Below are 20,787 nucleotides of genomic sequence, written 5' to 3'. Positions count from 1 at the left end.
CTGGGGGTAAAGCTGGTAAGTTATCCAGAGCAGGGATAAGCCAGTGGATGAGTCAGTTATCCACCGTATTTCAGGTGCACTACTAAAACATCATCCTTTTAAAATACTTATATTTTAAGGGGAGAGAGGGAACCGAGAGGCCGACCATGGATCTGAGCGATCTACTGTTTGAAATTTACCCCTACGCCAAATCGCTGCACATCATGGCCGTGATCAGCTGGATGGCTGGTCTCTTCTATCTACCGCGTCTTTTTGTCTATCACGTGGAACAGGCAGAGAAGGTGCCAGAGAGCCTTCCGATCTTTGTCATGATGGAGGAGAAGCTGCTTCGTATCATCATGCGGCCCGCCATGTACGTCAGCTGGGCAGCAGGCCTCGTAATGGTGTTTACGCCGGGGTTGGTGGACTGGAGCGCTATCTGGCCCTGGAGCAAGGGCCTGAGCGTTCTGGGGATGACCTGGTTCCATCACTGGCTGTTGTTCCGTCACCGGGACTTCGCAAACGGGCAGAACACCCGAACCGGTCGCAGCTATAGAATGATGAATGAGGTCCCGACACTGCTGATGGTGGTCATCGTCATATCAGTCATTTTCAAGTTCTGAGCGGGGGTTTGACTCAAACGGCAACACCCCTTATGTATGCGCCTTAACGGGCCCGTCCGGGCACTCGTGTCTTCCTTATACCTATGACACCGCTCCCCAGTTAACAGTGGGAGAATAAAGGCCGTATATATATGACCGTTCAATCCCTGAACCTTTCCGATCTGAAGGCAAAAAGCCCCAAGGATCTTCTGTCGATGGCTGAAGAGCTTGAGATCGAAAACGCCTCCACGATGCGCAAGGGCGAGATGATGTTCCAGATCCTGCGTGAACGCGCAGATGAAGGCTGGGACATCGGCGGCGATGGCGTGCTGGAAGTGCTGCAGGACGGTTTTGGGTTCCTGCGCTCGCCTGAGGCAAACTACTTGCCGGGTCCGGACGACATTTATGTCTCCCCTGAAATGATCCGCCAGTATTCGCTGCGCACCGGTGATACCGTGGAGGGGCAAATCAAGGCACCGTTGGAGACAGAGCGTTATTTTGCGCTGACCAATGTCACCAAGATCAACTTCGAGGAGCCTGAAAAGGCCCGTCATAAGATTGCGTTCGACAACCTGACGCCGCTTTATCCCGATGAACGGCTGAAGATGGAGATCGAAGACCCAACCATCAAGGACCGGTCTGCCCGTGTGATCGATCTGGTTTCGCCGATCGGTAAAGGTCAGCGTTCTCTTATCGTGGCACCGCCGCGGACCGGTAAAACGGTGATCCTGCAGAACATCGCGCATTCCATCGCGAAGAATCATCCTGAGTGTTACCTGATCGTTCTGCTGATCGACGAACGCCCGGAAGAAGTCACAGATATGCAGCGGTCGGTGAAAGGTGAGGTTGTCTCCTCAACCTTCGACGAACCAGCGACCCGGCATGTTGCCGTATCCGAGATGGTGATTGAAAAAGCGAAGCGTCTTGTTGAGCATAAACGAGATGTAGTTATTCTTCTGGACTCCATCACAAGACTTGGTAGGGCCTTTAACACTGTGGTGCCATCGTCTGGTAAGGTTCTGACCGGTGGTGTCGATGCAAACGCCCTGCAGCGCCCGAAACGATTCTTTGGTGCGGCGCGGAATATCGAAGAAGGCGGTTCGCTTACCATCATCGCCACCGCATTGATTGACACCGGCAGCCGTATGGACGAGGTGATCTTTGAAGAGTTCAAAGGTACCGGTAACTCGGAAATCGTCCTTGATCGTAAGATTGCGGACAAACGCGTCTTCCCGGCAATTGATATTCTCAAGTCGGGTACTCGGAAAGAAGACCTCCTCGTTGATAAGGGTGACCTGGCCAAGACATTTGTCCTTCGCCGTATCCTCAACCCGATGGGGACCACTGACGCAATCGAGTTTCTGTTGTCTAAGTTGAAGCAAACAAAGACAAATTCTGAATTCTTCGACTCAATGAACACCTAATACCCGGGCCGGCACGAAAGGAAGGTTCCGATGGACACGATCTTTGCGCTGGCCTCCGCTCAGGGGAAGGCCGGCGTTTCGGTTATTCGATTGTCAGGTCCTCAGGCGATCAACACCGCTTCTGTTATCAGTGGCGGTGCTTTGCCGTGTCCTGGGCGTAGTCTGCGGGTGATTTCCGATCAGGCTGGCGCTCGGATTGATGAGGCATTGATCCTGACATTTGCCGGCCCCAACAGCTTTACCGGTGAGGATACGGTTGAATTCCAGGTACATGGTAGTACAGCAGTTGTAACCGCGATGCTTGAGCTTCTGGGTAGGTTCGATGATGTGCGCCTTGCGGATCCGGGCGAATTCACTCGGCGTGCGCTCGAAAATGGTAAGCTTGACCTTTCTCAAGTTGAAGCGCTGGCGGATCTTATCGAGGCTGAGACGGATGCTCAGCGTGTCCAGGCGCAAGCCGTTCTCGCCGGCGGCTTGGCAGACCTGGCCGAGCGGTGGCGCAAGGATCTCATTCGCGCAGCCTCACTTATTGAAGTGACCATTGATTTCGCTGATGAAGATGTCCCTGTCGATGTAACCGCCGAGGTTGCGGGGCTGCTCGCCGGCGTAGCTGCTGATTTGCAGCCGCAGATTTCAGGTGTTCAGATTGCTGAACGTATTCGGAATGGATTCGAAGTTGCCATTGTCGGCGCGCCGAATGTCGGAAAATCGACTTTGCTCAATGCGCTCGCCGGCCGTGAGGCGGCCATTACTTCTGAATATGCGGGTACGACGCGTGATGTGATCGAGGTCCGGATGGATCTGGCGGGTCTCCCTGTGATGCTACTCGACACCGCCGGCTTGCGGGAGACTGACGACCATGTTGAAGGGATCGGTATCAAACTTGCAAAGAAGCGCGCTCAAGAAGCAGACCTTCGCGTGTTTCTGACCGACGATCCTGCTGCTATTGATATCGACATCGAGCCTGACGATATTGTGGTGGTTCCAAAAGCTGACCTGGCCGAAGAACATCAGGATGTGCTGGCGATATCTGGAAAAACCGGACAGGGCGTCGAGGCTTTGATAGTGGCTATCACCGATATCCTACAGAACAGGGCCGGAAAAGCTGGTATTGCAACGCGTGCGCGTCACAAGGAAGCGATGCGAACCGCATCTGATCGTCTAAACTCGGCACAGATGATCTTAGCCGACGGACCTGAATATTATGATGTCGCAGCGGAGGATATCCGGTCTGCTATCCGTGCTTTGGAGATGCTTGTGGGACGGGTCGGTGTTGAGAACCTACTGGACGAAATATTCTCAAGTTTCTGCTTGGGGAAATGAGGAGTGTTTCACGTGAAACATCCAGATTATGATGTGATTGTTGTTGGCGGTGGTCATGCCGGCACGGAGGCTGCACATGCAGCAGCCCGCATGGGTGTGAGGACCGCACTCGTGACCCTGACCAAGGAGGGCATCGGTGTGATGTCCTGTAATCCCGCCATTGGCGGATTGGGGAAGGGGCATCTTGTCCGAGAGATAGACGCCCTTGATGGCGTCATGGGGCGTGTTGCAGATAAGGCCGGTATCCAGTTTCGACTGCTGAACAGACGTAAAGGCCCTGCGGTTCAGGGGCCGAGAGCGCAATCCGATCGTAAGATCTACCGCCTGCAAATGCTCGCCGAAACTCAGGATCAGTCCAACTTGGATATCGTCATCGGTGAGGTTGTCGACTTTCTTATGACCGGTGACCGCATTCAGGGTGTGCGTCTCGCCGATGATAGTGAAATATTCAGCCAGGCCGTGATCCTGACTTCAGGCACGTTTTTAAGAGGCGTCATTCATATCGGGGACGTCTCCAGGCCCGGCGGCCGAATGGGTGATAAGCCCTCAGTGCGGCTTGCAGAGCGGCTGGACAGTTTTGATCTTCGCTTGGGAAGATTGAAAACCGGCACTCCGCCGCGACTGGATGGTCGGACAATCGCTTGGAATAGACTTGAAGGCCAACCTGGAGATGAAGATCCCACTCTGTTCAGCTTCCTGAGTAAGTCAATTTCAGCGCCTCAAGTGGTGTGTGGGATCACACACACCAATGAAAACACACATGATATCATCCGGGATAATCTTGCCAGATCTGCGATGTATGGTGGGCATATTGAAGGGGTAGGGCCCAGATATTGCCCATCCATCGAAGATAAAATTGTGCGCTTTGCCGATAAGACAAGCCATCAAATCTTTCTTGAGCCGGAAGGTGCGGATGATCATACCGTTTATCCAAACGGCATCTCAACGAGCCTGCCGGTGGATGTCCAAGAGCGCTACGTGCGCTCGATAGTCGGATTGGAAAAAACCGAAATACTCCAGCCAGGATATGCAATTGAGTATGACTATGTCGATCCTCGCGCGCTTGGGTTGGATCTAGCGCTGAAATCGCATCAAGGCTTGTATCTAGCCGGCCAGATCAATGGCACGACGGGTTATGAGGAAGCTGCAGCTCAAGGGCTAGTGGCTGGTCTGAACGCGGCGCGCTATGCAAAAGGAAACGATCCGGTCACATTCAGTCGCTCTGAAAGCTATATAGGCGTGATGATCGATGATCTGACAACCAATGGCGTAACTGAGCCCTATCGCATGTTCACATCGCGGGCTGAGTTTCGTCTTTCACTTCGCGCCGATAATGCTGATCAACGGCTGACAGGAATTGGCATCAAGTTGGGCTGCGTGGGAGAACGCCGCCACGCTGCCTTCTCCAAAAAAATGGAGAAGCTTAAGGCTGCGCGGGACGTGATGGATAGCCGTCAATTCACGCCAAAGGAAATCAACGAGGCCGGCGTAACTGTGAACCAGGACGGGAACCGGCGAACTGCCACGGATGTGCTGGCGTTCCCGAATGTCGTTTTTGAAGATATCCTGCGCTTGCTTCCCGAGTTGGAGCAGTGCGAGGAGCCTATTCGCCGACAGATCGAGCGGGACGCTCTCTATGCGAATTATATCCTCCGTCAGAAGCGAGAGATCGAGGCGATGAAGCGAGATGAAGGATATCTTATTCCCGCTGACTTTACCTATGATTTCGAAGGGCTTTCGAACGAGTTGCGCGGAAAGTTGGAACGATCAAGACCTGAAACCCTCGCGCAGGCTGGTCGGGTGGATGGCATGACACCAGCTGCACTTGCTTTGATCCTTGCCAGGCTCCGGCGTGGCAGTACTGTGACCCAGGGTAGGACCGCCTGAGATGACTGAAATGCAAATTGGAAAGTCATATGTTTCACGTGAAACATATGATCGCCTTAAGCATTATGAAAGTTTGGTAAAGAAGTGGTCTCCCAAGATCAATCTCGTAGCAAAATCCACTCTGGACAGTGTTTGGGACCGGCATATCGTCGACTCTATCCAGATTTGTGAGCTGACTGAATTTCCGAAGACTTGGGTCGATATCGGCAGCGGCGGCGGCTTTCCTGGGGTGGTTGTGGCGATCATTGCAGCGGAGCGGGCGCCTGATTGTTCGATCACGCTGATTGAAAGCGATCAAAGGAAATGCGCCTTTCTACGCACGGCTATTAGGGAATGCGGCGCGACGGCAAAAGTGGTTTCTGAGAGAATTGAAAAGGTTCCATCAATCGGCGCCGATGTCATGTCTGCCCGCGCTCTGGCTGATCTGACGACTCTTCTTGGTTTTGCCGAACATCATCTTCATCCCGGTGGAATTGCTTTGCTTTCCAAAGGAGTGCAATGGAAAAAAGAAGTGGATAACGCGAGGAGTCAATGGCAATTCGACCTGAAATCTACTAGTAGTTGGACTGAACCCGAGGCGGTTATACTAGAAATCAGGGGAGTGACGCGTGTCTGATTTGTCCCGGCCGGCTGGGCCTCGTATTATTGCAGTCGCCAACCAAAAGGGCGGAGTTGGCAAAACCACGACAGCAATCAATTTGGCGGCGGCCTTGGCAGAAACCGGCTACAGGGTTTTGGTCGTCGATCTTGATCCGCAAGGAAACGCGTCTACAGGTTTAGGTATCGAAGCAGCCGACCGGACCCATACGACATATGATCTTCTCGTTGATGATGTCGCATTGAGCGATGTCATTCGAGAGACTGAGATCGAAGATCTTTGCATCATTCCTGCTACCGTCGATCTGAGTTCGGCTGATATCGAGCTTTTCACCAATGAGAAGCGCAGCTTCCTGCTGCACGATGCACTTCGTCAGCCGGCAATGGATGAATACGACTGGGATTATATCCTGATCGACTGCCCACCATCGCTGAACCTATTGACGGTTAATGCTATGGTGGCTTCGGATTCGGTTCTCGTTCCTTTGCAGAGTGAGTTCTTTGCTCTGGAAGGGGTGTCTCAGCTGATGTTGACCATCCGTGAGGTGCGTCAAACCGCCAATCCCAATCTTCGTATTGAGGGGATTGTCCTTACCATGTTTGATCGCCGGAATAATTTGTCTCAGCAGGTTGAGCAGGACGCTCGCGGTCATTTGGGGGAGTTGGTATTCGAAACGAAGATCCCTCGTAACGTACGTGTCAGTGAGGCGCCGTCTTATGCGCTGCCGGTGCTGAACTACGACACAAACTCGCTTGGGGCGAATGCGTATCGCGCCCTTGCAGAAGAACTGATTGCGAGACATCAAAAACTCGCAGCCTGACCACAGCTGGAGGCGCAGTAATGTCAGAAAAGAAAAACAAACCCAGAGGATTGGGAAGAGGCTTGTCAGCTCTAATGGCGGATGTGAACCCGGAACCTGTTAGCACAGAAAAACAGACAGTCAGAAGCACCGAAGTCATGGTGCCGATTGAAAAAGTAATCGCGAACCCGGATCAGCCGCGTCGCCAGTTCCTACAGGAGGATTTGGACGATCTGACGGCGTCAATCAGGGAAAAGGGCGTACTTCAGCCGCTGATCGTGCGCCCGCGCCCAGGCGGTCAATACGAGATTGTTGCCGGCGAACGTCGTTGGCGTGCCGCGCAAGGCGCTCAGCTGCACGAGGTCCCAGTTATTATTCGGGATTACTCTGATGTCGAGATGATGGAAGTCGCCATTATCGAAAACATTCAGCGGTCCGACCTGAATGCGATGGAAGAGGCGCAGAGCTATAAACAGCTTATGGATAAATTTGGCCATACCCAGGAGAAAATGGCCGAGGCATTAGGGAAGAGCCGTAGTCACATTGCAAATCTCGTCCGGCTGTTGCATTTGCCGGATGATGTTCAGACCTTGGTTCAGGAGCGCCGCCTTTCGGCCGGTCATGCTCGTGCTCTGATCACCTCAGACAACGCGTCAGAGCTCGCCAATAAAATCGTCAAGGGCGGTCTGTCGGTTCGCGCAACTGAGGCTCTGGTGAAGAAGGATGCAGCGGGTCTTCAGGCTGCGACCTCTCGCTCGGCGAAGAAGTCTGCAGAGAAGGATGCCGATACCCGTGCGTTGGAAGCTGATCTATCAGCTGCCTTGCGTATGAAGGTGTCGATTGACCATCGTGCTGGTGGCGAGAGCGGGGTTGTATCTATCAGCTACGCGTCTCTGGATGAGTTGGATGATCTTTGCGGACGTCTCAGCCGTTAGGGCGCGTCCAAATAAAGACCATCACTGCGCTTAGGACAATGGCCTGGATGATCAGGACATGTGAAGGGGCAGACAGCAGAATGGACAGGCTGAAAACGGCGGCAACCGATAGGGTTGCCGCTTTTTTTGCGGCCGGGCGAATCGCTCCTCTTTCGTGCCAGTCCTGAATCATGGGGCCGAATAAGCGGTGACTGATGATCCAGTCATGCAGGCGTTCGGAGGAGTTGGCAAAGAAGAAGCTTGCAAGAAGAAGGAAGGGGACTGTCGGCAGAAGTGGGAGGGCAACACCCAGTAGCGCCAGGCCAACACAGAGCATTCCGAGCGTGGCGTATAGAACCCTCATTCGATCACTCCACCAATAGTTCGCGGAGGACCGCATTCAAGACTGCACGACCGGAATCGGTTGCCCGCAGACGGTTGCCCGAAATCTCGATCATACCGATATCTGCCAAGTCGGAGATACGGTCAGCAGGAAGTGATCGGCCGGAGATTTCCTGAAAACGATCACTATCTAGCCCCTCGACAAGCCGCATGCCCATCATCATGTATTCGGCGCTACTCTCTTCTGATGTCAATTGCGTGCGGCTGGTCTCACCGGTTGTGCGTTCGGCGGCATTGAGCCAGGCACCGGGTTGAAGATAGGTTTCAGTAGCATATCGCTGACCTCCAATGGTGAGGCGTCCATGGGCGCCCGGACCGATACCAAGGTAATCACCATACCGCCAATAGATCAGATTGTGTCGGGACTCCGCACCGGGGCGTGCATGATTGGAGATTTCATAAGCGGGCAAGCCATGATTGTCGCAGATTTCTTGTGTCGCTAGATACATGTCTGCTGCGTTGTCATCACTGGGAAGATCCCGCAGCTTGCCCTTGGCATAGCGATCCCCAAAGGCGGTACCTTCCTCAATTGTCAGCTGGTAGAGAGAAAGATGATCAATGGCCATCGACAAGGCCTGATCAAGCTCCTGTCGCCAGTCGGTGAGTGTTTGGCCCTGTCGGGCATAGATCAGATCGAAACTGACTCGGTCAAAGCAGTTTCGAGCCACATCAAACGCCTTCTGCGCCTCGGCGACGTTGTGCAAACGCCCCAAGCGGCGTAGGTCATCGTCGTTAAGTGCCTGAATACCCATAGAAATCCGATTGACGCCGGCATCTCGGTAACCAGCAAAGCGACCGGCTTCGACCGAGGTCGGATTTGCTTCAAGCGATATCTCTATGTCATTGGAAAAAGGCCATATTTCACGCGCCGTTTCGATGATGGAGGCGACAGTATCCGGATGCATCAGCGACGGCGTACCGCCTCCGAAGAAGATAGTGTTCAAGACACGACCAGAAAGCTCTGGAGCAGCGCGCAGCATCTCTGCACGATAGGCGGCGGCCCATCTGGTTTGATCAATCTGCGCCGTGACATGGCTGTTGAAATCGCAGTAGGGGCATTTGGCCTGGCAGAACGGCCAGTGGATATAAAGCCCAAAACCCCCGTTGCGCCAATCATCCACCGAAACAAGCCTCGACGAATTTGGCAACGGCCTGGCCGCGGTGGCTGATCTTGTTCTTGGCCCAGCGATCCATTTCGGCGCAGGTCTGATCATGACCATCAGGTTGGAACATTGGATCGTAGCCAAAGCCGTCCTTGCCCCGAATGGGCCAGACGAGTTGTCCAGGCATCACACCTTCAAAGACCTCATCATGACCATCTGGCCAGGCCAGAACCAAAGTGCAGCGGAATTGGGCGAGCCGCGGGTGGGGGGCTTGTTTCGCTTCCAGTTCGTTATGGGCACGCGTCATTGCCATCATGAAATCGCGTCCGTCACCGGTTTCTGCCCAGTCGGCAGTATACACTCCGGGTGCGCCGTCGAGCGCATCAATGGTGATACCCGAGTCATCGGACAGGGCGGGTAGGCCGGTCGCCTTTGCGGCGGCATGGGCCTTGATCCGCGCATTTCCGACAAAGGTATCTTCTGTCTCGGCCGGCTCGGGCAGGTCCATTTCGCCGGCACCAATTACCGTGACGCCAAACGGCTGGAGGAGATGCTTCATCTCCTCCAGCTTGCCTTTGTTGTGTGTGGCGACAAGCAGGCGGTCGCCGGCAAACTTGCGTGTCATGCGCAGGCTGCCTTTTGCATCTCGGCCAGTTCAGCGGTGCCTTTGGTCGCCAAATCCATCAGGGTGTTCAATTGCTCACGGCTGAACATGGATCCTTCGGCGGACATCTGGACTTCGATCAACTGGCCCGATCCAGTAATGATGAAATTGCCATCCACGCCGGCTTCGGAATCCTCAGGGTAGTCGAGATCCAGGACAGGCTGGCCTGCATAGATACCGCAGGAAACGGCCGCGACGGGATCAACAAGCGGGTCTATCTTGACCTCACCTGTCTTCATCAGTTTGTTCACTGCAAGCCGCAATGCCACCCAACCACCGGTGATCGACGCACAGCGCGTGCCGCCGTCGGCCTGGAGGACATCGCAGTCGATGCTGATCTGCCGTTCGCCAAGCGCGACGCGGTCAACACCTGCGCGCAGGGCACGACCGATGAGGCGCTGGATTTCGACAGTGCGGCCACCCTGTTTGCCCATTGCGGCTTCACGGCGCATACGGGTGTTCGTGGCGCGGGGCAGCATCCCATATTCGGCGGTTACCCAGCCCAACCCGGTGCCTTTGATAAAGGGCGGAACGCGGTCCTCGATGGTTGCGGTACACAGCACATGGGTGTCGCCCATCTTGATCAGGCAGGACCCTTCGGCGTGTTTGGTGAAGCCTGTTTCGATGGAAACGGCGCGCATTTGGTTCAAGTCTCGTCCAGAGGGTCGCATGGGTCATCCTTTGTTTGCTTACCAATCGGGATAGCGCCCGCAGGGTTGGCGATGCAAGCATGATTGACCTTTTGATGCTGCGCTCTTTAATGACAAGGGTAGGGGCGGGCGAAGCCTTGCGCAGAAACGGCAGCGACCACACATAGAGTGCGATGAACAGCAGTAGTGACATTCTGAAGGATATGAACGACCGGTCGCGGGACGTGTTCCGCGCTGTTGTGGAATCCTATCTTGAGACGGGAGATCCGGTTGGCAGCCGTACCCTGACGCGCTCCCTGAACGAGAAGGTAAGCGCCGCCACGGTGCGTAACGTGATGCAGGATCTGGAGCATCTGGGGTTGCTGAACAGTCCGCACACCAGTGCCGGGCGGGTGCCAACACAGGTCGGTTTGCGGATGTTTGTTGATGGTCTGTTGGAGGTTGGTGATCTCAATAATCAGGATCGTCAAAAAATTGATGAAACCATGGGCACGAATTCCGGGACCGGGTCCGCAGGTCTTGCAGGTATGTTGGATCGTGTAGGCTCCGCGCTATCAGGCGTGACACGGGGAGCATCTCTGGTGCTGACGCCCAAGCACGAGGCAGAGATCCGGCACATCGAATTCGTCACCCTGGCCCATGATCGCGCTCTGGTCGTGCTGGTGTTCTCAGACGGCCACGTGGAAAATCGTCTGTTCACGCCACCGCCGGGGCAAACGCCAAGTTCGATGCGGGAGGCGGCAAATTTTCTGAACGCTTTGATCGAAGGGCGCACATTGGGCGATGTGCGCGGTGCGATACAGGAAGAGATCAAGGCCCGTCAGCAGCAGATCGACGTTCTGGCCCGTGAAATGATCGAAAGCGGTCTGGCGGCTTGGGAAGATGAGGGCAGCGATACGGCGCGACTGATTGTGCGCGGCCGGGCGAATCTGCTGTCGGAAGGGGGGGCGGCTGAGGAGCTGGACCGGATCCGAAACCTGTTTGATGACCTCGAACGGAAGCGCGATATCGAGGAGTTTCTCCAGCTGACCGAGGATGGCGAAGGTGTGCGCATTTTTATCGGTTCGGAGAACAAACTTTTTTCACTTTCGGGTTCCTCTTTGGTGGTGTCTCCCTATATGAACGCGGATCGAAAGATCATTGGTGCGGTGGGTGTCATTGGCCCGACCCGCCTGAATTACGGCCGGATCGTGCCGATTGTGGACTATACGGCGCAACTGGTCGGGAAGCTTCTTTCCGACCGGACTTAGAGGTGAAATATGGCAGAGCCCAAGAACGACGATTTTTTGGACGACATCACAGAAGCCGAAGCGGAAGAGCTCTCTGCGCAGACTGAAGAATATGATGATGCTGCACTGGAATTGGACAGCCTGCGTGCCGAACGGGATGAACTGAAAGACCGTTTCATGCGCGCGCTGGCGGATGCGGAAAACGCCCGCAAGCGCGGCGACAAGGCGCGTCGCGAAGCTGAGCAATACGGTGGGTCCAAACTGGCACGTGACATGCTGCCGGTATACGACAACATGAAACGCGCGATTGAAGCGGCGACCGATGAGCAGCGTGAAGTTTCTGCAGCGCTGATCGAAGGCGTCGAACTCACCATGCGGGCGCTGCTCGGCGTGTTTGAAAAACATGGTATGCAGGTGATCGCGCCGGAAGTGGGCGATAGATTTGACCCGCAGGTGCATGAAGCCATGTTCGAAGCTCCGGTTCCGGGAACCAAAGCCGGCGATATCATTCAGGTATCTGCCGAAGGGTTCATGTTGCACGACCGTCTTCTGCGCCCCGCGCAGGTTGGCGTGTCTTCGACACCGGCAGGTTGATACCGGCGGTCGTAGGCGGGCCTATGGCCCGTGCCTGCGGCGCGAGTATTTTTGGAAAGATGACAAGCGGCCCTTGGTGATCCAAGCTGGCCGCTTTTCTATGTCAGCTCGCGGCCTCCTTCAGGCGGTAGAGTGCCTCCAGCGCCTCTCTTGGTGAGAGATCGTCGGGGTGGATGTCGCCCAGGAGCTGTTCCAATTGTGACGGACCTGCCGGAGCTTTCGGTTGCGGAGGCGGGGCGGCTGCAAACAGCGGCAAATCGTCGATCTGAATTTTGCCGGCGCCACTGCGGCTGCCTTCCTCCAGCATGTCGAGCACATCGCGGGCCCGGGTGACAACGCTTGCCGGGAGCCCTGCGAGCTGGGCCACCTGTACCCCGTAGGAGCGATCTGCTGCGCCTTTCTTCACTTCGTGAAGGAAGATTACATCGCCTTCCCATTCCTTGACTGAAACCGTGGCATTCTCGACGCCAGGCAATTTGCCGGCGAGCTGGGTCAGCTCGTGATAATGGGTGGCAAACAGCGCCCGGGCTCGGTTGACCTCATGCAGGTGTTCCAGTGTTGCCCAGGCAATCGAGAGGCCGTCATAGGTTGCGGTGCCGCGTCCGATTTCATCGAGGATCACCAGCGCCCGGTCATCCGCCTGATTGAGGATTGCTGCGGTTTCGACCATTTCCACCATAAAGGTTGACCGGCCCCGTGCGAGATCGTCAGAGGCACCGACACGGCTGAACAATTGGCTGATCAGCCCGATATGAGCGCTGTCGGCAGGTACATAACTGCCGATTTGCGCGAGTATGGCGATCAAGGCATTCTGGCGCAGAAAGGTTGATTTGCCGGCCATATTCGGGCCGGTCAGCAACCAGATCGCGGCACCACCGTTGGCCGTGAGTGCACAGTCATTTGCCACAAATGAAGTCCCACCCTGCTGGCGCAGGGCCTGTTCCACAACTGGGTGCCGTCCACCGGTGATGTCAAAGGCTCGGGAGTTATCAACCGATGGTCGTTGCCAGTTCTCACCTAGGGCCAGATCGGCAAGCGCTGTAACAAGATCCAGTTCCGCCAACCCGCGCGCGGCAGCATTCAATCTCGCGGCATGGTCGAGAATAGCGCAGGAAAGCCTTGTATAGAGCCGTTTCTCTATTTCCAAGGCGAGGTTGCCCGCATTCAGGATGCGTGTTTCGATCTCACTGAGTTCGACAGTGGTGAAACGCACCTGATTGGCGGTGGTCTGGCGATGAATATATGTCTCTGACAATGGGGCAGAGAGCATTTTCTCGGCATGGGTTGCCGTGGTTTCAATGAAGTAGCCCAGCACATTATTGTGCTTGATCTTCAACGAGGTGATACCGGTGTGGTCCGAGTATTTCTTTTGCAGGGCCGCAATGACGGATCGCCCTTCGTCGCGCAGGGTGCGGGCTTCGTCCAGATCGCTGTCGTAGCCTTCGGCAATGAAACCGCCGTCGCGCGCCAAAAGTGGCGGTTCTGCGATCAGCGCTGCGTCAAGGAGGGGGAGGAGATCATCAAACCCGGTCAGGCCAGCGAGTGCCTGCTGCAACAGCTCAGGCATCTCCATCGTCGCGCAGAGATTGGAAATCGCCTCCGCCTGGATCAGCGTATTGCGTACGGCGGCGAGGTCTCGGGGACCGCCTCGCTCAAGCGCAAGGCGGGAGAGTGCCCGGTCAAGATCAGGTGTCTTGCGCAGGGTGGCCCGCAGAGATTGGCCCAGCTGCGTTTGCTCGACGATGAAGTCCAGAGACGCCAACCGCGCACTGATCACATCGAGATTGCGGGAGGGGCTGGACAGCCGTTGTTCGAGCAGACGCCCACCGGCGGGCGTCACCGTGCGATCAACCACTGAAAGCAACGAGCCGCTTCGCCCCCCGGTCATCGAGCGGGTGAGTTCCAGGCTGCGGCGGGTTGCGGCGTCAATCTGCACGACGCGGTCTTCGGCTTCCTGTACCGGTGGCTGGAGAAGGGGCAATTTGCCCTTCTGGGTGATATCAAGATAGTCGATCACCGCGCCCATCGCCGAAATCTCGGCGCGGCTGAAGGTGCCGTATGCCTCGAGCGTCGAGACCTTGAACAGATCGCAGATACGTTTCTCAGCGGCGCTGCTGTCGAAGCTGGACTTGGCCAATGGGGTCACGGGGATCTGGTGGTCGTCAGCTATGGGACGCAGATGATCCAGCGCTGGGCCATCAGCCACAATCAGTTCGGAAGGGGCCAGACGTGCCAGTTCGGGCGATAGTCGCACGGCCGCGACTGGCATCACGTGAAATGCACCCGTCGAGATATCGGCCCAGGCAAGCGCCGCCTGGTCGCGCAATTCGCAATAGGCGGTCAGAAAGTTATGACGACGCGCCTCCAGCAGGGAATCCTCGGTGATGGTGCCGGGTGTGACCAGTCGCACCACATCGCGTTTCACAACGGATTTGGACCCGCGTTTCTTAGCCTCTGCGGGGCTTTCGAGCTGTTCACCGACCGCCACACGAAAGCCTTTGCGGATCAGCGTCAACAGGTATCCCTCCGCCGCATGGACGGGCACGCCGCACATCGGGATATCCTCGCCTTCGTGTTTACCGCGTTTGGTCAGCGCAATGTCGAGCGCTTCGGCAGCGTTTACGGCATCGTCGAAGAACATCTCGTAGAAATCACCCATGCGGTAGAACAGGAGGGCATCCGGGTACTGCGCCTTGATGTCGAGGTATTGGGCCATCATCGGCGTGACTGTGGACAAAGTTCGGCTCCGTAAAATGGGGGATTTGGTTGGCGCGACCTTACAAATCAGGCGACTGCGACGAAAGGTGAAAACGCAACTTCGTTGAGATGATGCGCGTGCTGAGCTATGACGCTTGGGACAGTGAGAGGACACCCAAAGCCAATGCCCAAAGCCAAGATTACCAACGAAGAGGCGCTTGCCTTCCATCTGGAACCGACACCCGGAAAATGGGAGATCAACGCAACGGTCCCGATGACCACGCAGCGCGATTTGTCGCTGGCTTACTCGCCCGGTGTAGCTGTGCCCTGCGAGGCGATCGCGGCGAACCCGGAGACGGCTTATGATTATACGAACAAGGGCAACCTTGTGGCCGTGATCTCCAACGGGACCGCGGTGCTGGGTTTGGGAAATCTGGGTGCGCTTGGATCCAAACCGGTAATGGAGGGCAAGTCGGTCCTGTTCAAACGATTTGCGGATGTGAATTCCATCGACATCGAGTTGGACACCGAGGATCCGGATGAGTTCATCAAGGCGGTGCGCCTGATGGGGCCGACGTTTGGCGGGATCAATCTTGAGGATATCAAGGCGCCGGAGTGTTTCATTATCGAGCAGAAGCTCAAGGAAGAGATGGATATCCCGGTCTTCCATGATGATCAGCACGGCACCGCTGTGATCTGCGCGGCCGGCCTGATCAATGCACTGCATATCTCTGGCAAGAAAATCGAGGATGTAAAGATCGTCCTCAATGGTGCCGGAGCTGCCGGCATTGCCTGTATCGAGCTCCTGAAAGCTATGGGCGCGCGGCATGAGAACTGTATCGTCTGTGATACCAAGGGCGTGATTTATCAGGGGCGCACCGAGGGTATGAACCAGTGGAAGTCAGCCCACGCCGTCAAGACGGAACTGCGCTCCCTGGAAGAGGCCATGAAGGACGCGGATGTGTTCCTTGGCGTTTCTGTCAAAGGGGCGGTCACACAGGACATGGTAAAATCCATGGCCGACAATCCGGTGATTTTTGCGATGGCAAACCCGGATCCGGAGATTACACCGGAAGAAGCCCATGAAGTGCGCGTTGATGCTATCGTCGCCACAGGCCGATCAGACTACCCCAATCAGGTGAACAACGTGCTGGGGTTCCCATATCTGTTCCGCGGCGCACTGGATATTCATGCGCGCGCCATCAACGACGAGATGAAAATTGCCTGCGCCCATGCTCTGGCAGGTCTTGCGCGTGAGGATGTGCCGGATGAGGTGGCGCTGGCCTATGGGAAATCGCTGTCCTTTGGCCGTGACTACATCATCCCGACTCCCTTTGATCCGCGTTTGATCCATCGCATTCCGCCAGCAGTTGCCAAGGCTGGTATGGACACTGGTGTCGCGCGTCGGCCGATCATAGATATGGATGCCTATGAGCACGGCCTGCGTGGTCGGATGGATCCGACTCAGTCGATCCTTCGCGGATTGAACGCGCGTGCACGCGCAGCGCAATCGCGGATGATCTTTGCCGAAGGTGACGATCCCCGCGTCTTGCGTGCGGCGGTGATGTATCAACGCTCCGGCTTTGGTAAGGCGCTGGTTGTTGGACGCCCCGATGATGTGCGTAGCAAGCTGGAAACAGCCGGGCTGGGGGATGCGGTTCGTGAGTTGGAAATCGTGAACGCGGCCAATACTCAGCATTTCGAAACCTATAAGGACTTTCTTTATGAGCGGCTGAATCGCAAGGGATTTGACCGTAAGGATGTTCACCGGCTGGTTGGCCGTGATCGCCATGTGTTCTCGGCCCTGATGCTTGCGCACGGGCATGGTGACGGCTTGGTCACAGGGGCGACGCGGAAGTCGGCGCATGTGCTGGACCAGATCAACCATGTGTTTGATGCGGATGCGACAAATGGATCGGCTGGTGTGACCGCACTGCTGCACAAGGGTCGTATCGTTCTGATCGGTGATACATTGGTGCATGAATGGCCGGATGAGAATGATCTCGCCAATATCGCCGAACATGCGGCCGGGGTGGCCCGTCATATGGGCCTGGAGCCACGGGTTGCGTTTGTGAGCTTCTCGACCTTTGGCTATCCGGTCTCCGAACGGGCCGAGAAAATGCACATCGCGCCGGCAGTTCTGGACAAGCGCGGCGTTGATTTTGAGTACGAAGGCGAAATGACGGTCGACGTGGCGCTGAACGCCAAGGCACAGGAGGCATATCCGTTCCAGCGTCTCACTGGTCCGGCCAATATCCTGATCGTGCCCGCGCGGCACTCAGCGTCGATCTCGGTCAAGTTGATGCAGGAAATGGGGGGCGCGACGGTTGTTGGTCCAATCCTGTCCGGTGTTGATAAACCGATCCAGATCTGCTCCACAACGTCGACTGCAAACGACATTCTGAACATGGCGGTTCTGGCTGCCTGCAACATCGGGTGATTTCATGGCGATCTGGAATTTGGGCTCAATCAACGCCGACATGATCTATGCGCTGCCTCATATGCCAGCTGCGGGGGAAACTCTTGCGGCGGAGGGGCTGGAGCAGTTCCTGGGCGGAAAGGGAGCAAATATGTCTGTGGCCGCCGCGCGCGCAGGCAGTCATGTCTGCCATCTTGGCGCGGTCGGACCGGACGGGGCCTGGGCCGTCACGCGGTTGTTGGAATATGGCGTCGACACGCGCCATATTGCGCAGCTGGAGGTGCCGACCGGCCATGCAATCATCGCGGTTGATCCGTCGGGCGAGAACCAGATTATCCTGTTTCCCGGGGCCAACCGTCAGATCGGCGAAGATCAGGTCGGCTCTGCGTTGTCAGAGGCGAGTGCGGGTGACATTTTGGTGATGCAGAACGAGACCAACATGCAGGCCGAGGCTGCACGAATGGGTCGCGATCTTGGCCTGAAGGTTGCCTATGCCGCCGCGCCTTTTGATGCAGAGGCAGTCCAGGCGGTCCTGCCGTATCTCGACTATCTGTTCCTGAACGAGGTCGAAGCCGAACAGCTGCGTGAAGCGACCGGCAAGACGCCCGAAGCGCTGGGCGTGTCAGATGTTATCGTGACTCTGGGGTCCAAGGGCGCGCGCCATTATGCGTGCGAGAGTGGTGAAACCCACGATGTTGCAGCGCATTCGGTTGTTCCGGTCGACACAACGGGTGCCGGAGATACCTTCACGGGGTATGTGCTCTCGGGATTGGACCGTGGCATGCCGATGGCGCAGGCCTTGGCGCAGGCCAGTCGCGCAGCTGCATTGATGGTCACCCGCAAAGGCACCGCCGATGTGATCCCCGACCTGAAAGAGGTGCAAGACGCAAGTTTCTGACAACATCAATCAGTCAATATGAAAAAGGCGCGTGTTCCACCGCGCCTTTTTCGTGCAGTTATCCATGGTGCCGCACCTAGTGCTGCTTGGCAAAAGGCGCTGCGGCCCCCCATAGCTGCAATACCCTTGCATCGCGACCACAGGCCTGCCGATATCGCTTATACGCCTCCGATTGACGTTTGGGACCAAATCGCGTGAGCACCAGCCGGTTCCCTTTGTAATAATCCTGATGGTAGGCATCGGCGGGATAGAATGCCGTTGCGGGAAGGATCGGTGTGACGATGGCGTGACCGAGTTCTGCTTGCGCCTTGGCCTTGGCAGCCTCTGCGGCAGATTGCTGATCCGATCCAGAGACGAATATGGCCGTTCTGTAGCTGTCGCCGCGGTCGCAGAACTGACCACCGGCATCTGTCGGATCAACTGACCTCAGGAACATGGACAGCAACTGATGGCGCGTTACTTTTTTGGGGTCAAACCGGATTTGAACCGCTTCGTAGTGACCGGTGCCGCCGGCGGTGACCTGTTTGTACGTAGGTGATGGCACGCTGCCGCCCGTGAAGCCGGATACTGCCGAGAGAACACCTGGAACGCTTTCAAAATCGCTTTCCACGCACCAGAAGCAGCCACCCGCCACGGTCAGGGTTTCGACGTTCTGGGCATGGGCCTGATGACCTTTCAAGGCCACGGCCAGCACCATGAACAAGGTCAGTACGATTGGTCTAAGGGATTTGGTCGAACGCATCATGGCCTCCATCGTTGCTCTACTGTGGCTCGGTGCTCTTTCGGGCTCAATCACATGACATGGTTTGTCACGGCTTGGTGACGGGAAGTTACCGCTTGGAAATGGGATCCAATGCTTCTAGCGTGCGCCTCGCAGGAGGAGCAGATGACCAAGAAAATGAGTACGCACCAAGCGGAAGAAGATCAGCGCAACGAAGAGATCCTGATCTATCTGAACGGCGAGATTGTTCCGAAAGCTGACGCCAAGGTCAGCGTCTATGACAGCGGTTTCATGCTGGGTGACGGCGTTTGGGAGGGGCTGCGCCTCTATGATGGGACCTGGGCCTTCATGGATGAGCATCTGGACCGCCTGTTCGAGGCTGCAAAGGCGATTGATCTGGATATCGGCATGTCCCCTGATCAGGTCAAACAGGTCGTGCTGGACACGCAGAAAGCCAATGGTATGACCACAGATGCCCATGCGCGGCTGATGGTGACACGCGGCGTGAAAACTCGGCCTTTTCAACATCCCTCGCTGTCGCAGCAGGGACCGACCTTCACCATCATCATGGAGCATTCGCGCCCTCACCTGCCGCGCCCGATCCGGCTGGCAACCGTGCCACATCTGCGCGGACTGCCGATGACGCAGGATCCGAAGCTGAATTCGCATTCCAAGCTCAACTGCATCTTGGCCTGTATCGCAGCCGAGAAGGCGGGCGCCGACGAAGGGCTGATGCTGGACGCGAACGGCTTTGTGAACACGACGAACGCCTGCAATTTCTTTATCGTTCGCAAAGGTGAAGTTTGGACCTCGACCGGTGACTACTGCATGAACGGGATCACCCGACAGAAAGTGATCGACCTGTGCCGCGCCAACGACATCCCTGTCTTTGAGCGCAACTATTCACTGGTGGATACCTACGGCGCGGATGAGGCTTTCCTGACCGGAACCTTTGGTGCGCAGACGCCCGTGGGCGAGATCGATGGTCGCCAGATCGGTGAGGGTGCCATGGGGCCTGTGACCGAGCGGATCCGCTCGCTCTACAAGGATCTCATCGCGCGGGAGTGCGCCTGATGCGGATCGCGATGTGGTCAGGGCCGCGCAATCTGTCGACGGCGATGATGTATGCATTTGGCAATCGCGGCGATTGCGCTGTGGTGGATGAACCTTTTTATGCGGCGTATCTGGCGAAAACGGGACTGGAGCACCCAATGCGCGCCGAGATCCTGGAGAGCCAGCCACAGGAGCCGGCAGCGGTCGTGGATTTGTTGCTGGGGCCGGTCCCGGCTGCAAAACCGTTTTTCTATCAGAAGCACATGACGCAGCATATGATCGAGGGCATACCCCGTGACTGGATGCGTGAGGTAACAAATGTGTTTCTGATCCGCCATCCGGCGCGGGTCATTGCCTCCTACGCGGAGAAACGGGAAAATCCGACGTTGGATGACATAGGGTTTCGCCAGCAGGCGGAATTGCTCGATCTGGTCCAGAGTTGGGGTCAGAGTCCGGTGGTTCTGGACAGCAACGATATTCGCAGAGATCCCGCGCAGATGCTGGAACGGCTCTGTGACAGGATCGAGATGCCGTTTTCCCCGAAGATGCTGTCATGGCCCATGGGCGGACACAAGGACGACGGCATCTGGGCGGCACATTGGTATGGATCTGTCTGGCAGTCGACGAAATTCGCAGGACCAGAAGGACCGTTGCCCGAGGTTCCGGATGAACTGCAACCGGTTCTGCAAGCGGCATTGCCCTATTACGAGCAGCTGCAAACGACAAAGATCTGACGGAAGGGAACGAGGGGGGGCGCTGCCCCCTCGCGCCTGCGGCGCTTCACCCCCGGAGTATTTTTTGGAAAGATGACAGGCCGCAGGGCTGCGTCGT

Annotated in this window: 19 protein-coding genes; 13 read left to right on the top strand and 6 right to left on the bottom strand. The window is 56.4% G+C overall.

Going from position 1 to position 20,787, the window contains the following annotated elements:
- Positions 1–146 precede the first annotated feature (146 nt).
- The 7 genes from VXL81_RS02880 to VXL81_RS02850 all read left to right on the top strand — a co-directional run bounded on the left by VXL81_RS02880 (position 147) and on the right by VXL81_RS02850 (position 7,547).
- A complete protein-coding gene (locus VXL81_RS02880) occupies positions 147–602 on the top strand; it encodes a CopD family protein (protein WP_416538460.1) in 456 nt (151 codons plus the stop codon).
- Between the two features lie 131 nt (positions 603–733).
- Positions 734–2,005 (top strand): transcription termination factor Rho, encoded by a 1,272-nt coding sequence (gene rho / locus VXL81_RS02875; RefSeq protein ID WP_340547117.1) that lies wholly within the window; start codon positions 734–736, stop codon positions 2,003–2,005.
- 30 nt (positions 2,006–2,035) lie between these two features.
- Positions 2,036–3,328: a tRNA uridine-5-carboxymethylaminomethyl(34) synthesis GTPase MnmE gene (gene mnmE, locus VXL81_RS02870; protein WP_416552859.1), complete on the top strand. Its 1,293-nt coding sequence runs from the start codon at positions 2,036–2,038 to the stop codon at positions 3,326–3,328.
- Positions 3,329–3,340: 12 nt separating this feature from the next.
- Complete coding sequence (gene mnmG, locus VXL81_RS02865; RefSeq protein ID WP_416552857.1) at positions 3,341–5,215, top strand: tRNA uridine-5-carboxymethylaminomethyl(34) synthesis enzyme MnmG; 1,875 nt, start codon at positions 3,341–3,343, stop codon at positions 5,213–5,215.
- Position 5,216: 1 nt separating this feature from the next.
- Positions 5,217–5,831 (top strand): 16S rRNA (guanine(527)-N(7))-methyltransferase RsmG, encoded by a 615-nt coding sequence (gene rsmG / locus VXL81_RS02860; RefSeq protein ID WP_416534342.1) that lies wholly within the window; start codon positions 5,217–5,219, stop codon positions 5,829–5,831.
- Positions 5,824–6,633, top strand: coding sequence for a ParA family protein (locus VXL81_RS02855; RefSeq protein ID WP_416552855.1), 810 nt, complete (start codon positions 5,824–5,826; stop codon positions 6,631–6,633). The genes rsmG and VXL81_RS02855 overlap by 8 nt, the downstream gene beginning before the upstream one ends.
- 20 nt (positions 6,634–6,653) lie before the next feature.
- Entirely contained in the window at positions 6,654–7,547 is an 894-nt protein-coding gene (locus VXL81_RS02850; RefSeq protein WP_416552853.1) for a ParB/RepB/Spo0J family partition protein, read from the top strand.
- Here VXL81_RS02850 and VXL81_RS02845 read toward each other — a convergent pair.
- Genes VXL81_RS02845 through rph form a run of 4 tightly spaced genes read right to left on the bottom strand, consistent with a single transcriptional unit; the run spans position 7,537 to position 10,366 of the window.
- Positions 7,537–7,890: a YbaN family protein gene (locus tag VXL81_RS02845; RefSeq protein ID WP_340547123.1), complete on the bottom strand. Its 354-nt coding sequence runs from the start codon at positions 7,888–7,890 to the stop codon at positions 7,537–7,539. The two genes, VXL81_RS02850 and VXL81_RS02845, sit on opposite strands and share 11 nt — an antisense overlap.
- Before the next feature lie 4 nt (positions 7,891–7,894).
- On the bottom strand, positions 7,895–9,049 hold the full coding sequence (hemW, locus tag VXL81_RS02840) for a radical SAM family heme chaperone HemW (RefSeq protein ID WP_416544126.1): 1,155 nt from the start codon (positions 9,047–9,049) through the stop codon (positions 7,895–7,897).
- Positions 9,042–9,656, bottom strand: coding sequence for an RdgB/HAM1 family non-canonical purine NTP pyrophosphatase (rdgB, locus tag VXL81_RS02835; RefSeq protein WP_102855694.1), 615 nt, complete (start codon positions 9,654–9,656; stop codon positions 9,042–9,044). Before rdgB ends, hemW begins: the two co-directional genes overlap by 8 nt.
- Positions 9,653–10,366: a ribonuclease PH gene (gene rph / locus VXL81_RS02830; RefSeq protein WP_416544125.1), complete on the bottom strand. Its 714-nt coding sequence runs from the start codon at positions 10,364–10,366 to the stop codon at positions 9,653–9,655. The genes rdgB and rph overlap by 4 nt, the downstream gene beginning before the upstream one ends.
- 152 nt (positions 10,367–10,518) lie before the next feature.
- Here rph and hrcA point away from each other — a divergent pair, with 152 nt between their 5' ends.
- Together hrcA and VXL81_RS02820 are read left to right on the top strand one after the other, a co-directional pair.
- Positions 10,519–11,595, top strand: coding sequence for a heat-inducible transcriptional repressor HrcA (hrcA, locus tag VXL81_RS02825; protein ID WP_340547126.1), 1,077 nt, complete (start codon positions 10,519–10,521; stop codon positions 11,593–11,595).
- A 9-nt stretch (positions 11,596–11,604) separates the two neighbouring features.
- Positions 11,605–12,168 (top strand): nucleotide exchange factor GrpE, encoded by a 564-nt coding sequence (locus tag VXL81_RS02820; RefSeq protein WP_340547127.1) that lies wholly within the window; start codon positions 11,605–11,607, stop codon positions 12,166–12,168.
- A gap of 103 nt (positions 12,169–12,271) precedes the next feature.
- On the opposite strand, the gene mutS is transcribed toward VXL81_RS02820, so the two are convergent.
- Positions 12,272–14,887 carry a DNA mismatch repair protein MutS gene (mutS, locus tag VXL81_RS02815; RefSeq protein WP_416552940.1) on the bottom strand — a complete coding sequence of 872 codons (2,616 nt, stop codon included), beginning with the start codon at positions 14,885–14,887 and terminating at the stop codon, positions 12,272–12,274.
- Between the two features lie 162 nt (positions 14,888–15,049).
- Here mutS and VXL81_RS02810 point away from each other — a divergent pair, with 162 nt between their 5' ends.
- Positions 15,050–17,305 carry an NADP-dependent malic enzyme gene (locus VXL81_RS02810; protein WP_340547128.1) on the top strand — a complete coding sequence of 752 codons (2,256 nt, stop codon included), beginning with the start codon at positions 15,050–15,052 and terminating at the stop codon, positions 17,303–17,305.
- 4 nt (positions 17,306–17,309) lie between these two features.
- Entirely contained in the window at positions 17,310–18,182 is an 873-nt protein-coding gene (locus VXL81_RS02805) for a ribokinase (RefSeq protein WP_416534338.1), read from the top strand.
- A gap of 76 nt (positions 18,183–18,258) precedes the next feature.
- Here the strand turns inward: VXL81_RS02805 and msrA are convergent, their stop codons facing one another.
- Entirely contained in the window at positions 18,259–18,924 is a 666-nt protein-coding gene (msrA, locus tag VXL81_RS02800; protein WP_416552938.1) for a peptide-methionine (S)-S-oxide reductase MsrA, read from the bottom strand.
- A 144-nt stretch (positions 18,925–19,068) separates the two neighbouring features.
- Here msrA and VXL81_RS02795 point away from each other — a divergent pair, with 144 nt between their 5' ends.
- On the top strand, positions 19,069–19,977 hold the full coding sequence (locus VXL81_RS02795; protein WP_416552851.1) for a D-amino acid aminotransferase: 909 nt from the start codon (positions 19,069–19,071) through the stop codon (positions 19,975–19,977).
- Entirely contained in the window at positions 19,977–20,690 is a 714-nt protein-coding gene (locus tag VXL81_RS02790; RefSeq protein WP_340547131.1) for an HAD family hydrolase, read from the top strand. The genes VXL81_RS02795 and VXL81_RS02790 overlap by 1 nt, the downstream gene beginning before the upstream one ends.
- Positions 20,691–20,787 lie beyond the last annotated feature (97 nt).

The organism is Phaeobacter sp. JH204B (assembly GCF_048055755.1).
Lineage (GTDB): Bacteria > Pseudomonadota > Alphaproteobacteria > Rhodobacterales > Rhodobacteraceae > Phaeobacter > Phaeobacter bryozoorum.
The sequence above is the reverse complement of the archived record's forward strand: the minus strand, read 5'-3'. Positions and strand labels throughout refer to the sequence as shown.

Excerpts from the sequence above, each read along its gene's own strand:
- VXL81_RS02880 (WP_416538460.1), top strand. The coding sequence starts at position 147 with ATGGATCTGAGCGATCTACTGTTTGAAATTTACCCCTACGCCAAATCG.
- rho (WP_340547117.1), top strand. The coding sequence starts at position 734 with ATGACCGTTCAATCCCTGAACCTTTCCGATCTGAAGGCAAAAAGCCCC.
- mnmE (WP_416552859.1), top strand. The coding sequence starts at position 2,036 with ATGGACACGATCTTTGCGCTGGCCTCCGCTCAGGGGAAGGCCGGCGTT.
- rsmG (WP_416534342.1), top strand. The coding sequence starts at position 5,217 with ATGACTGAAATGCAAATTGGAAAGTCATATGTTTCACGTGAAACATAT.
- VXL81_RS02850 (WP_416552853.1), top strand. The coding sequence starts at position 6,654 with ATGTCAGAAAAGAAAAACAAACCCAGAGGATTGGGAAGAGGCTTGTCA.
- VXL81_RS02845 (WP_340547123.1), bottom strand. The coding sequence starts at position 7,890 with ATGAGGGTTCTATACGCCACGCTCGGAATGCTCTGTGTTGGCCTGGCG.
- rdgB (WP_102855694.1), bottom strand. The coding sequence starts at position 9,656 with ATGACACGCAAGTTTGCCGGCGACCGCCTGCTTGTCGCCACACACAAC.
- rph (WP_416544125.1), bottom strand. The coding sequence starts at position 10,366 with ATGCGACCCTCTGGACGAGACTTGAACCAAATGCGCGCCGTTTCCATC.
- hrcA (WP_340547126.1), top strand. The coding sequence starts at position 10,519 with ATGAACAGCAGTAGTGACATTCTGAAGGATATGAACGACCGGTCGCGG.
- VXL81_RS02820 (WP_340547127.1), top strand. The coding sequence starts at position 11,605 with ATGGCAGAGCCCAAGAACGACGATTTTTTGGACGACATCACAGAAGCC.
- mutS (WP_416552940.1), bottom strand. The coding sequence starts at position 14,887 with ATGATGGCCCAATACCTCGACATCAAGGCGCAGTACCCGGATGCCCTC.
- VXL81_RS02810 (WP_340547128.1), top strand. The coding sequence starts at position 15,050 with ATGCCCAAAGCCAAGATTACCAACGAAGAGGCGCTTGCCTTCCATCTG.
- VXL81_RS02805 (WP_416534338.1), top strand. The coding sequence starts at position 17,310 with ATGGCGATCTGGAATTTGGGCTCAATCAACGCCGACATGATCTATGCG.
- msrA (WP_416552938.1), bottom strand. The coding sequence starts at position 18,924 with ATGCGTTCGACCAAATCCCTTAGACCAATCGTACTGACCTTGTTCATG.
- VXL81_RS02795 (WP_416552851.1), top strand. The coding sequence starts at position 19,069 with ATGACCAAGAAAATGAGTACGCACCAAGCGGAAGAAGATCAGCGCAAC.
- VXL81_RS02790 (WP_340547131.1), top strand. The coding sequence starts at position 19,977 with ATGCGGATCGCGATGTGGTCAGGGCCGCGCAATCTGTCGACGGCGATG.